Annotated in this window: 16 protein-coding genes; 8 read left to right on the plus strand and 8 right to left on the minus strand. The window is 51.3% G+C overall.

Annotated features, from left to right (window positions below; genetic code table 11):
* From JRI46_03800 to JRI46_03830, 7 genes are all read right to left on the minus strand, one after another.
* Positions 1-1343, minus strand: a 1343-nt coding sequence (locus tag JRI46_03800) for a flippase (GenBank protein ID MBW2038706.1), incomplete at its 3' end; no start/stop codon positions are given.
* Positions 1330-1908: a phosphoadenosine phosphosulfate reductase family protein gene (locus tag JRI46_03805; protein MBW2038707.1), complete on the minus strand. Its 579-nt coding sequence runs from the start codon at positions 1906-1908 to the stop codon at positions 1330-1332. The genes JRI46_03805 and JRI46_03800, both read right to left, overlap by 14 nt.
* A gap of 218 nt (positions 1909-2126) precedes the next feature.
* Positions 2127-2387, minus strand: coding sequence for a hypothetical protein (locus tag JRI46_03810; GenBank protein ID MBW2038708.1), 261 nt, complete (start codon positions 2385-2387; stop codon positions 2127-2129).
* A complete protein-coding gene (locus JRI46_03815) occupies positions 2324-2476 on the minus strand; it encodes a nucleotidyltransferase domain-containing protein (protein MBW2038709.1) in 153 nt (50 codons plus the stop codon). Before JRI46_03815 ends, JRI46_03810 begins: the two co-directional genes overlap by 64 nt.
* 92 nt (positions 2477-2568) lie before the next feature.
* Positions 2569-2919 carry a retroviral-like aspartic protease family protein gene (locus tag JRI46_03820; protein ID MBW2038710.1) on the minus strand — a complete coding sequence of 117 codons (351 nt, stop codon included), beginning with the start codon at positions 2917-2919 and terminating at the stop codon, positions 2569-2571.
* Between the two features lie 43 nt (positions 2920-2962).
* Positions 2963-3445, minus strand: a complete 483-nt coding sequence (locus JRI46_03825) for a hypothetical protein (GenBank protein ID MBW2038711.1) — start codon at positions 3443-3445, stop codon at positions 2963-2965.
* Positions 3442-4158 carry a tetratricopeptide repeat protein gene (locus JRI46_03830; protein ID MBW2038712.1) on the minus strand — a complete coding sequence of 239 codons (717 nt, stop codon included), beginning with the start codon at positions 4156-4158 and terminating at the stop codon, positions 3442-3444. The genes JRI46_03825 and JRI46_03830 overlap by 4 nt, the downstream gene beginning before the upstream one ends.
* Before the next feature lie 510 nt (positions 4159-4668).
* On the opposite strand from JRI46_03830, the gene JRI46_03835 reads away from it, so the two are divergent.
* A complete protein-coding gene (locus JRI46_03835) occupies positions 4669-6696 on the plus strand; it encodes a right-handed parallel beta-helix repeat-containing protein (protein MBW2038713.1) in 2028 nt (675 codons plus the stop codon).
* Between the two features lie 207 nt (positions 6697-6903).
* The gene (rlmB, locus tag JRI46_03840) at positions 6904-7641 is read left to right on the plus strand and encodes a 23S rRNA (guanosine(2251)-2'-O)-methyltransferase RlmB (protein MBW2038714.1); all 738 of its coding nucleotides are present in this window, start codon (positions 6904-6906) and stop codon (positions 7639-7641) included.
* Positions 7642-7668: 27 nt separating this feature from the next.
* Here rlmB and JRI46_03845 read toward each other — a convergent pair whose 3' ends face one another.
* On the minus strand, positions 7669-7869 hold the full coding sequence (locus JRI46_03845; protein MBW2038715.1) for a hypothetical protein: 201 nt from the start codon (positions 7867-7869) through the stop codon (positions 7669-7671).
* Positions 7870-7921: 52 nt separating this feature from the next.
* On the opposite strand from JRI46_03845, the gene dapA reads away from it, so the two are divergent.
* From dapA to JRI46_03875, 6 genes are all read left to right on the plus strand, one after another.
* Positions 7922-8947, plus strand: a complete 1026-nt coding sequence (dapA, locus tag JRI46_03850; protein ID MBW2038716.1) for a 4-hydroxy-tetrahydrodipicolinate synthase — start codon at positions 7922-7924, stop codon at positions 8945-8947.
* A complete protein-coding gene (locus tag JRI46_03855) occupies positions 8931-10175 on the plus strand; it encodes a quinolinate phosphoribosyl transferase (protein ID MBW2038717.1) in 1245 nt (414 codons plus the stop codon). Before dapA ends, JRI46_03855 begins: the two co-directional genes overlap by 17 nt.
* 152 nt (positions 10176-10327) lie before the next feature.
* Positions 10328-10495 carry an AtpZ/AtpI family protein gene (locus tag JRI46_03860; protein ID MBW2038718.1) on the plus strand — a complete coding sequence of 56 codons (168 nt, stop codon included), beginning with the start codon at positions 10328-10330 and terminating at the stop codon, positions 10493-10495.
* A complete protein-coding gene (locus JRI46_03865; GenBank protein ID MBW2038719.1) occupies positions 10495-10890 on the plus strand; it encodes an ATP synthase subunit I in 396 nt (131 codons plus the stop codon). Before JRI46_03860 ends, JRI46_03865 begins: the two co-directional genes overlap by 1 nt.
* Positions 10880-11587: a F0F1 ATP synthase subunit A gene (gene atpB / locus JRI46_03870; GenBank protein MBW2038720.1), complete on the plus strand. Its 708-nt coding sequence runs from the start codon at positions 10880-10882 to the stop codon at positions 11585-11587. Before JRI46_03865 ends, atpB begins: the two co-directional genes overlap by 11 nt.
* Positions 11588-11768: 181 nt before the next feature.
* Positions 11769-11987, plus strand: coding sequence for an ATP synthase F0 subunit C (locus JRI46_03875; GenBank protein ID MBW2038721.1), 219 nt, complete (start codon positions 11769-11771; stop codon positions 11985-11987).
* Positions 11988-12028 lie beyond the last annotated feature (41 nt).

The following is a 12028-nucleotide window of genomic DNA, read 5'->3' on the forward strand; positions in this document are numbered from 1 at the left end:
TTTGCCGCAAAGGAGATAGCTCCTGCCATCAGAAGATACCCTGTTGCCTTGGGGATAGTATCTGCGTAAGGTACTATGCCTACACGCCTTGTGACAAAGTACGCATTGAGAATATTTACCAGGGCAATAACGAAACCTGTGGCCAGGGCCGCACCTGCTATGGAGAAAAGGGGGATCAGTAAGGCGTTCAGAAGCACATTTAAAATGGCTGAGAAGGTAGCTATATAGGTCAAGATCTTCTGGAATCCAGTCATGGCGAGGATATAACCCACGGAACCTGCACCAGCATTTACCACCTGTCCAAGAGAGAGAAATAGGAGGGGGATGTAGCTAATAACGAATTCATGGCCGAACAAGGAGAGGATCTCCTTCCCAAAGAGCACAAAGGCCATCGTTACTGTAACCGAAAAGATGAGGTTCCACCGGGCCGTTCGGCGGGCAAGAGATTCAAGCTCTAGCTTTTCTCCTCTTTCATAGAGTTGAGCAGCCAACGGAGGCATGATGTAGTTTACAGCAGTAAGGAGAAAAGCCACAAAGACCGCCGTTTTTGCCGCAGCGGTATAAAGGCCAACCTCTTGTGAGGTTTTAAATATTCCCAGCATCAGCGTATCTGTCCAGGAAGTCAAAAGGGCCATGATGTATGCAAGATAGAGGGGAATTGATACGCTGAAGATCTCACGGGCATCAAGAGCACGTCCGGAATTATATGCACCCTGTAGGAGTACCTTTCTGAACAAAGACAAAAAGGCCGCAACCGATAGGACAGTAGCCAGAAGGATGGAGATTAGAGGTGAACTCAACCTCAAACCCATCCCGAAAAGGACCACCAGAAGCAGGAGGTGAACCGTCGGGAAGAGGAGGTGCTGGACCGCCACAAGCGAGCCGATCCTCTTGAAAGCCTTTAAGGCCTCAATAGAGAAAAGGAAGAGGGAGTAAAAGGGAATGGTAGCAGCTATGAAGAGGAGCACCAGTTTGAGATCAGGATCGGCAAAAACGTGCAGGGAAAGCATATTTCTGGAGATGTAAGTCACGGCTGCTATCCCCAGGCTTGCACCGAGGATGCATTTTACAGAGAAAAGGAGGATCCTTTTTGCATATTCGTAATCTTCCTCCAGGAGCCGAATGCTGAGAAATTTTAAGATGCCACTTCCCAGACCCACCTGGCAAAAGACAGAAAGCACGCTAAGTATCGCAAACCCAAGGAAAAAGGACCCCATCAGCTTGAGGCCGAGGACCCTGGCGATGATGAGGGCAGTTAGGTATTGAAGAGCAAGCGCGTATAACCTACTCCAAAAGGCCACCGAAGAGCTCTTTGCTACCAGCTTAAGATCAGAGGTAACCAAGGGATTTAAGCCTCCTTGAAACTTCTTCTTCGTCTTCTTCTTTGCTAGTCTCAGACTTTGAACAGGGTTCACAACCGACGTCTTTATATCCCTTGGTATAGAGCCAGCAATAGGGCAGATTATGGTCCTTTATGAGCTGCCAGATTTCGAGCTCTGAAAATCCGGAGAGGGGGTGGACTTCCTTAACCTTGTCATTCTTCACTACTGCCTTTTCAACTTTCATCGGCTCGATCAAGGTAAAAATCTCCTCCTTCTTCAAGTAGGGCACAACTACCTTCTCCTTTAGTAACTTATAGCACTCCTCCTTCCCGAAAGCAGTACTTTCCTCTACAACCTTCTCATCCTTGAGGACAATGGCGTTAAATCCCCAGTGCTCTTCTGCCAATTTGAGGTAATGATAAAGCTCTTCGGAATAAAGCCCTGTATCGACAAATATGATTGGAATATCTAGACCCTTTCTGAGTTCAAGGAGGAGGGTCGATTCTTTATCTCCTGTGAAGAACAAAGCAGAGTTCGCCGCACATTCCTTCATAAGCCTTGAAGCCCTCTGCCATTTTCTCTCCATTTTAATTTACTTTCCCCCAGCGATTTTTTCTCCGGCAGCCGTATGGCCTCCTATCTCCAGCCTCTAACTCTGGTTTTCTTGACGCATTATTGGGTGTAATTTTCTATCTATTAGATCATAAATCAGCCAGAGAGGAAGTTTTCTTTTTTTACGGTCTGCAATTATTTGACATGCTCAAGGTATGTCTCTAGTTCCTTGATGTATCTTGCCGCTTCTCTTTATCTACCATATAAAGTATCTTTGGTATATTTTTCTATATAGGGTTTAAAGTTCAGGTATCTCATCACTGCTTTAACTTCATAGTCAAGGCGCTTCTTTTCGTCAGATGAAAAGATGACCTCTCCCTCTTTTATAATACGATGCTCAAGGAGAGGATAGGCATCATTTAAAATTACAACATCAATATCATCCCTTTTTAAGAGGACCGAAAGTTCATCCATAATTTTGAGCTTCTTATTAAATCTTTCTGTCCCTGACAATCTCTCATCAAGATAACAGCAACATCCAAATCGCTCAATCTTCCAACACCTCCTTTGGCCTGGGAACCGAAGAGATAAGCAGAGAACACACCATATTCGGGAAAATCTCCTTTATTTGAGAACCATATTTCCCCAGCAGTTGTACTAATAACTCTCTTTGTTCACCCCTTTGGGTCATTATCTAAACCAATAACATCCTCATCGGTTGAAGGGTCCTGTTAAATGGATTAAATACCAGACCGAGGATCTCCAGGGTGACTACACCAAGCAGGGCCTCATCCCCCTTCTCCCCCAACACCATCGGTGTATGGCTCTCTCCTTGGGGGAGCAGAATGTAACATTCGGACACGTCCCTCTCTACAGCGGTGCCGTCAGCCAGGGTAAAGGTAAATTTCCTTTTCGGTTTCAATCCGATTGCCTTCCACACAACTTCAGGAAGTGCGGAGTAAGTAGCTCCACTATCAACCAAAAACCTTACCGTTTCTTCCCCCTTTGGTCCAACAACTTTACCATCTATATATGTGACCCCCATTTGATCAGCCCTCTTTTTCCATAAACCTTTCGATATAATTCCTTTATTCCCTTTCTATGATACCCATGGATCCCTCAAAGCGTGCTCGGCGTTCCTCCTCACTCAACTGCTCCCCCATGGAGCGCAGAAAGAGCTCCTTTTTTTCTTCCTCAGACATCTTCTCCAAACGATCCGCCTTCATCGAGCTCTTAAAGTGCTCCTCTTTGCTCATGTCAGGGGGAACATTGGCCCTCATCTCCTCTTCAAACAGCCTCTTTTTCTCCTCTGGGCTGAGTTCCTTAGTTTTCTCAAAAGGCCCTTCCTTACCTGATTGTTGTACCTTTATCTTTGAGCCGGTTCTCTTTCGAATCTCCACCTTCGCTTTTTTCTTGGCATCCTTCTCCTGGTGGGGCGATTTCTGTACCACGTTAGCCTTTTTCGGATGCGTTTCTCTGTGTGACGGGGCCTTGACCACTGCCCGATAAAGAAGAAAGGAAAGTACCCCTGCTGAGACGAAGAAGACAATCAAAAGCTTGTTCTCCCTCATTTTTTCTTCTCCTTCCCTTCTTGCAGCATCTCCTCGGCCATCTTTGCCTCAAAACTCTTGGGTGCAACCTCCTTTACCTTCTGAAGATACTTCCTGGCCTTCTTCTCATCCCCTGCCCTTCGATACATCGCCCCCAGGGAGAGGAGATACTGTGCCTTTTGTGGGTGGACCTTTACAAGATATCCCAGGTCCTCGATGGCCTTTTTATAGTCTTTTGTGGCATCATAGATCATTACACGAAAGAGCCGGTACTTCTCGTTTTCGGGATCTGATTTAATGAGGACCTCCGACTCCGCCAGGGCCTCCTTGTTGCGCCCAGAGGTGAAATACCAGGAGGCCAAAAGATAGCGGGCCTCAGCCAGCTCAGGATCAACCTTTACCGCCTCCTGAAGCTCCTTCTCGTAGAGGCCCATCCTGCGTTGTTTGCCGTATGCCTTGGCCATCTGCAGATGGGCCTTGGCCAGAGAGGGGTCCTTCTCCAGGGCGTTTTGATAATGGATAACTGCACCCATCACCTCACCCCTGGCCAGGTGGTGGTCCCCCTGCTTAAGCTCCTCTTCAGCTGTCAGGGGCTTCTTAGCCTTTACCTGGTGCTCCCCCTTCCTGGCCTTACCTCTCTTCCTTGGAGATTCAGCCTCAGGTGAGGTGTGGGCACACGAGATAAGAAAGATGAGAGCAAACAACAAAAACCATCCTTTTCCGTTCCTTCCCATACATACCTCCTTGGCTGGCCGTAACATATATTCCCTGCCATGCACGCCGTTATCTACTATACTATATAAAACATGTTACCACTAAAATCAATACTATTTTCCCCTTCTTCACAGCAACAATCAGAACAAAGACCTTCAAGAAAGAGGGTGCCATCTACGACCTATAACTCTGATACCGGCTGGGACCTGGACACCCCATCCTACTATCCTGGCTCAGACTGGGCAGTGGATCTGGAGGTGAGGTAAGACCTTAATGGGGGGAGGGCCTAAAATCCCTCCCCCTCTTTGCCTTGACTTAAAAAACCACCCATAATTTCTCACAGCTTTCATCAGCTATCTTTACCCACTAACTCTATATCGCCTCTCACCTTTTAGCTTGATATTTTTATAAGACCTTGCTATTAAATCCTTAAGACCCAAAACCTATCCTTTGATGTAGAAGGCGGGTCTATTAAATCCATTGAGGTTAAAGGACTTTTTATTAAAGGTAAAAAAGAGGAGGTAATTATCATGAAAAAGCTTTTCTCTGTTCTATGCCTTTTGATCTTTTTGACATTGCCTGCAATAGGGGCGCAGGCAGATACCTGGTATGTGGATGGTGATGTGTCAAGTTCAGGGGATGGCACAAGCTGGGCTGAGGCCTTTAAGACCATCCAGGAGGGAATAGATGCTGCGGCCACCAGTGGCGATGAGATCTGGGTAAAGCAGGGGACCTATGACATCTCTTCTGCTCAGATCGATGTCAACAAGGCCGTCGGCATTTATGGAGGGTTTGATGGTACAGAGACCCTGAGGGATGAGCGGGACTGGAAAAACAACGTCACCACGGTGGATGGATGGAATTCGATCTATCACTGCTTCTATGTCACTGCCAACGCCACCATAGACGGCTTTACCATCACCCGAGGCATTGCCAATGGCAGTAGCCATCCAGATGATAAGGGCGGCGGGATCTATCTCTCCTCTTCTTCTATCACCATCGCAAACTGCACTATCTACAATAATCGTGCAGATTACGGTGGTGGTGGAATCTACAGCTATCTCTATTATCCTACCATCACCAACTGTACCTTCTCCGATAATACCGCATCCGAAGATGGCGGCGGGATCTATAACAGTAGCTCCTCCCCTACCATCACCAACTGTACCTTCTCCGATAATATCGCATACTCCTATGGCGGCGGGATTTACAACCACTACTCCCACCCAACCACCACCAACTGCACCTTCTCCGAAAATAGAGGATTCCACGGTGGCGGAATCTACAACGAAAGCGCCGACCCCACCATCACCAACTGCTCGTTCAAAAAAAATGAGACAACCGCCGCCAACGGTGGCGGGATCTACAACGAGAGCGCTGACCCCACCATCACCAACTGCACCTTCTCGGGAAACACCGCTGACCAATACGGTGGCGCAATATACAATGACTCCAGCTCTGGCCCCACCATCACCAACTGTATCCTTTGGGGCGATACGGCGGCAACCTCTGGCCCTGAAATTTATGATGCAACTGGGTCTTCTCCCATTGTCACGTACTGCGATGTGGAGGGGGGTTATACTGGCACGGGCAATATAGACGAAGACCCCCTCTTTGTAGATGTCACTGATCCTGATCCGGCAAACTGGGACCTGCACCTGCAGTCCACCTCCCCCTGCATAGATGTCGGGGACAACAGCGCGCCGTGGATGCCCGATGAGGACTTTGAGGGGGATCTGAGAAAGATTGATGGAGATGGTGATTGGGACCCGGTAGTGGATATGGGTGTGGATGAGTATTTCGCTGCTATGGAGATCCTCCATAAAGATGGGGCAATCGTGAGTAATAATACGGGGTGGGACCTGACTACCCCGCCCTACTATGCAGCCAGCAACTATGCCGTGGACCTGGAGTTTGACTCTGATGGCACAATGGTGATACTGCACAGGCAAGGGGCCTTGTGGTGGAGTGATACAGGTTGGGTCCTGGACACGCCTCCCTATTATCCTGGTAACGACTATGCCAGGGCACTGGAGACGATGTTGTGGATGACGAGTGAATACTATGTCATCCTTCACAAGGATGGTGCCATCTATAGCTCTGAATCTGGCTGGAATCTCGATACCCCTCCTTACTATTCCGGTACTGAATACGCCAGGGATATTGAGATAACAATATCAGCGATGCAGCCATTTCATCCGGTAAATAATATCCTGCACAAGGATGGAGCGATCTGGAATTCTGATAATGGATGGAATCTTGCAACACCTCCCTATTATCCGGGGACAGACTATGCGGTGGATCTGGAGTTTAAGACAGGTGGATATGCCATCCTGCACCGGGAGGGAGCCATCTGGTACTCTGATACTGGCTGGGTGCTCGATACCCCACCCTACTATCCTGGCACTGACTATGCCGTTGACCTGGAGCTTTTGGGGGACGGATATACAATCCTTCACAAAGAGGGTGCGATATACGACTCCGTTGACGGCTGGATACTCAGCACCCCATCCTACTATCCTGGCTCAGAGTGGGCAGTAGATCTGGAGGTGAGGTAAGATCTCAAAGGGGGTGGGTTCTTACCCACCCCCTTTTCATTTGATACTTAAGGTGCCCTTAGCTTAGCTTCCAAAGGTATTCTTATACCCCCTTGGAGGCGTTTGTATTTTTTTCCTTTTTGGAACTCCAGTGGTCACATCGACCATTACACTCCTCCCTTGCAAAGAGAGGGCTTCCAGGGTACGATTGTTACAGAAATGAGAGGTATGATGAAGTTCTGGATCTATGGGGTAAACCCCGTATATGAGGCCCTGAGATCAGCCCGCTGTCAGATCAAAGAGGTCTGGGTGGCGGGTGGGAGGAGTCCCAAGGGGTTAGAAAGAACCATCAGGGCAGCGGAGTCAAAGGGGGTCCCCATCAGGAAGGTGGAGCGTTCCCAGCTGGACTCCTTCACCAAGAGCGCCTCCCACCAAGGGGTGGTGGGTCTTGTCGATCGATTCAACTATGCCGATCTGGACGAGGTCCTCCAAGGGGGTGAGGGCAAGCCCCTTCTCTTGGTCCTCGATGGGATTGAGGACCCCAGAAATTTAGGGGCCCTCATGAGGACCGCCGATGCCTGCGGGGTCTGGGGGGTGATCATCCCCAAGGACAGGGCAGCCGGGATCACCCCTGTTGTGGCCAAGAGCTCTGCAGGGGCGGTCTTTCATGTCCCGGTAGTACGTATCACCAATATCCCCAGCGCCCTGAGGAAGATCAAAGATAGGGGGATCTGGGTGGTTGGCGCCACCGCAGAGGCGGAAACAGAGTTCTATCACCAGGATCTGAAGCTCCCTTTGGCCTGGGTCATCGGGGGTGAGGGGAAAGGAATGAGGCCCTTGATTAAAAGGGAATGCGATCTCCTCGTATCGATCCCCATGAAGGGAAAGGTCAACTCCCTCAATGCCTCTGTGGCCGGGGCCCTTGTCCTCTACGAAGTCCTGCGGCAAAGGGGGAAAACCCCCTAACCACGAAGGATCATCAGGGGTAATGCCTCACTTGTCAGGGGAGTAGGACCCCTTATCCCCTCGCTTCAGAGCTTTCTCGGTGACCCTTTCGGGGTTCGCAGGCGGGGCTTTCCCCTTTCTGCTCACCCTTCCCAGCAACTTCGCTCGGGGACAAGAGGCCCTTTGAGGCCCATCCCCCAAGACTGAGGGATGACCCATGAGAGATCTTCCAAGCTTGACTTTTCCCATCCTTTCCTCTAACTTTTAGAGATCTCAAAGGATATATAAAGGGAGAGAGATTATGGCATTGGAAAGATTTGAGGGATGCTGGACAGCTATGGTTACCCCTTTTACAGAGAGGGGTGAGTTGGACCTGGAGGGCCTTCGCAAGAACGTGACCTTTCAGATAGAGGGGGGAGCCAAACCGGTCCCCACTGGCACAACAGGGGAATCCCCCACCCTGGAGTGGAAGGAGCACAACCAGATCATCGAAGAGGCGGTGAATCTGGCCAAGGGCAGGACCTTCGTGATGGCAGGCACCGGGAGCAACTCCACCCAAGAGGCCCTCAGGGGGACAAAATGTGCTGTAGAGGCGGGGGCAGAGGCGGTCCTGCTGGTGGACTGCTACTATAACGGACCCTCCTCCCTGGAGCTCAGAACGGAGTATTATGAGGTGATTGCTAAAGAGTTCCCGCAGGCTTTCGTCACCCCCTATGTTATCCCGGGCAGGACAGGAACCCAATTGGAAGTGGAGGACCTAGCCATCTTGCACAGGAATTACAAAAACGTCCGGGCCATCAAGGAGGCCACCGGGGACCTAGAGCGGATGGCCAAGACCAGGATGTTGCTCGGGGACGACTTCGACATCCTCTCCGGAGATGACGATATGACCTTTGAGATGATGACTAGGGAGGACATCAAGGCACAAGGGGTTGTCTCGGTCATCTCCAATGTGGTCCCTGGGGCCGTGGCCGAGATGACCGCATCCCTCAACCAGGGGGACATGGTGAGGGGGAGGGGGCTCTACGATGCCCTGAACCCCCTCTTTAAGATCGTCACCGTCAAGACCGTGGAGGAATACGAGGGGTTTAAGGTCCCCTGTAAGTTCAGAAACCCCTCTGCCATCAAGACCCTGATGAAGGGGTTGGGGATGCCCGCCGGTCCCTGCCGCCCTCCCTTGGGGCGGATGACCCCTCAGGCCACAGCGGTGGTGAGGGAGGCAATAAAGACCGTCTACGAGAGAAACAGGGAAATCTTGATCCCCCTGCAGGATTTTTATAGAATAGATCTAGAGGAGAGGATCTATCAGGATGAGCACTGGCTCTAAGATAAAGTTGCAAGGGAATCTAGAGGCGAGGCTCCCCATTTCTGTTTTCGATCTCCCTGTCCAAGAGATCAGAAGGGGGTATCGCTCCGACGTCTATTTCTGGCGGGAAAAGCTGATCTTGGAACGAGATCGCCACAATCCCATCGTCACCATGCAGGTCTTCCAAAAGAAACATGCGGTCCTGTGCGGTGTAGATGAGGCCATCGCCATCCTCCAGGTGGGAACAGGCCATTACACCGATCTGAAAAGGGCCCATAAATTGTTCGATAGGCTGATGAACATAAAGATGGATCTGCGCAGGTGCAGGTACACCGATAAGGAACTCTTCCTCTCCTTGATCGCGGAGAGGTTGGAGGTGGAGGGTGAGCTGGATTCCATCTGGGTGAACGAGTTCGACCAACTGAAGATAACGGCCTTGAGGGATGGGGACGAGATAGAACCCTATGAAACTGTGATGAACATAGAGGGACCGGCAGCGAGCTTTGCCCACCTGGAGACCGTCTACCTGGGGGTCATGGCCCGCAGGACCAAGATAGCCACCAATGTGCGAAAGTGCGTCCAAGCGGCCCAGGGGAAACCGGTGATCTTCTTCGGTGCCCGGTTCGACCACTTCAGCGTCCAGGGTGGGGATGGATATGCCGCCAGCATTGGCGGGGCTGAGGCCGTCTCTACCGATGCCGGGGCCGAATGGTGGGGATCACGCGGGATAGGGACCATCCCCCATGCCCTGATCGCCTGTTATCGGGGAGACACAGCCCTGGCCACCTATAAGTTTTACGAGCACATCGCCAAAGGAAGCGATATCAAGGTCATCGCCCTTGTCGATTACCATAACGACAGTGTGGGGACTTCCCTCGAAGTGGCCAGGAAGCTGAAGGATATCCTCTGGGCCATAAGATTGGACACCTCCAATACGATGGTGGACAGGTGTCTCTGGGAGGAGATGATGCAGTTCGACCCCCGGGGGGTAAACGCCCGTTTAGTGGAGAAGGTGAGGGAGGCTTTAGATCGGGAGGGGTTTTCACATGTAAAGATCATCGTCTCCGGCGGATTTAACCCCGACAAAATCGCCCTCTTCGAGAAAAAGGAGGCACCCGTGGATATCTACGCAGTGGGGAGCTCCCTCTTTGAGGGAAAATACGACTTCACCGCCGACGTCGTAATGGTTGACGGGGAAAGGGAGGCCAAAACTGGGAGAGAGTACCGGCCCGTCAGGCCCAGGGAATAGGCCATTGAGAAAAGGAGTTGACTTGGGAGGAAGGGTGTGCTACAAATTCCTCTTCCGCCCGGCAAAGGGGCCTTTGGATTTTGCCACCCCAGAGAGAAGATAAGAGGAAGGTGATCGTACAGATCGCCTCTTATAGCACCCTCGGCCTAGAGATGGGGTTGGCGGTGGCCGTAGGGGTCGGTATTGGCTATTACCTCGACAAATGGTTGGGGACAGGACCGTGGTTCCTCATCATCTTTCTCTTTTTTGGGATCGTCGCAGGCTTCCGGAGTCTGTATCGGGCGCTGAAGCGTCTGGAAAGGGAGGACAAAGGGGATTAATGGCTAAAGAGATGAGGTTGGCCTCTCTGGAGAGGACCCAATGGGTCATACTCTCCCTTCTTACCCTCGGGAGTCTGGCCTTCTGGGATTGGAGGATTACCCTAGGTGTGATCATGGGGGGTGTCATCGTCATCTTGAACTTCAAGGCCTTGAGGAGGATCGTCGAAGGGGGGTTCTCTGAAGGAGGGATATCCAAGTCCTTCTTCCTTAAATACGCCATAAAATTCCTCTTGCTGCTTGCCGCAGTAGCGGGGGGCGCCTTCCTGCTGCGGGGTGTGATAAACCTGGTGGCCTTCCTGGTGGGGCTGCTCACCATCTTTCTAGCCATCCTGGCCGAGGGGATAAGGGGATATCGATATAGCAACGAAGATAGGGAGAAGGCCGATGGGACATGAGCACTTCAGCGTTTGCAATATGATCCCCTTTTTGAACCAGCTTCCTCCCCATGTCGCCAATGCGATTGTGGTGATCGTCTTCCTTTTGGTCATCGCCCACCTGGGGACCAGGGGGTTGCGCAAGGAGCCCAAAAAATACTTTGTCCCCGAGAAAAAGCTGACTTTCCGCACTGCGGTGGAGATGATCGTAGAGGGGATCCTCAAGATCGTTAAGGACAATATGGGTCCCCGGGGGCCAGAGTTCATGATGATCATCGGGACCTTGGCCCTCTTCATCTTTGTGTCAAACGTCCTGGGCCTGGTACCGGGTTTTCACTCCCCCACCGAGACCTTAAACACCACAGGGGCTTGTGCCATCACCGTTTTTTCCCTCACCCACTATTACGGCTTTAGGGAACATGGTATAAAGTACATCAAACATTTTACCGGGCCGGTCATCTGGCTGGCCCCCCTGATGGTCCCCATCGAACTTATCGGACACCTTGTCCGCCCTGTATCCCTCTCCGTGCGTCTGTTTGGGAATATATTCGGGGATCATTATATTTGCGCCATCGTCTTTGGGCTGGTCCCCTTCCTGGTCCCCTTGCCCATGATGCTATTGGGGATATTCGTGGCCCTCGTTCAAACCCTGGTCTTCATCCTCCTCTCCATGGCCTACTTTTCCGGGGCCATAGAGGAGCTTGAGCATGAAGGATAAAAATATATCCTTTGCTTATCAAGAATTATGATGAGGTTGTTGAATAGTGTCAAAGAAAGGAGGTGAGAGGGTGCTCAAAAAGATCGTATTCCTCATTTTGGTGTCCGCCTTTGCCTTGGGAGCGGCTGGTGTGGCCTTGGCCGCGGAGGCGGCGGCGGAAGGGCTACCACCCAATGTGAAGATGGCCATCGCCATTGGGGCAGGCTTTGGTATCGCCATCGCTGCCTTTGGTGGGGCCCTGGGGCAAAGCCGGGGTATCGCCTCGGCCCTGGATGGGATCGCCAGAAATCCAGCGGCCTCGGGGAAGATAGTCACCCCAATGATCATCGGTCTGGCCATGATCGAGTCGCTGGTCATCTACTCCCTACTGGTATCCCTCTTGTTGGTGTTCAAGCTCTAATAAGGCCGAAATATCTTCGGCCCATGCGGTGTGGTGAGTGT

The sequence above is a fragment of the Deltaproteobacteria bacterium genome (genome assembly GCA_019308925.1).
Taxonomy (GTDB): Bacteria; Desulfobacterota; B13-G15; order B13-G15; family RBG-16-54-18; genus JAFDHG01.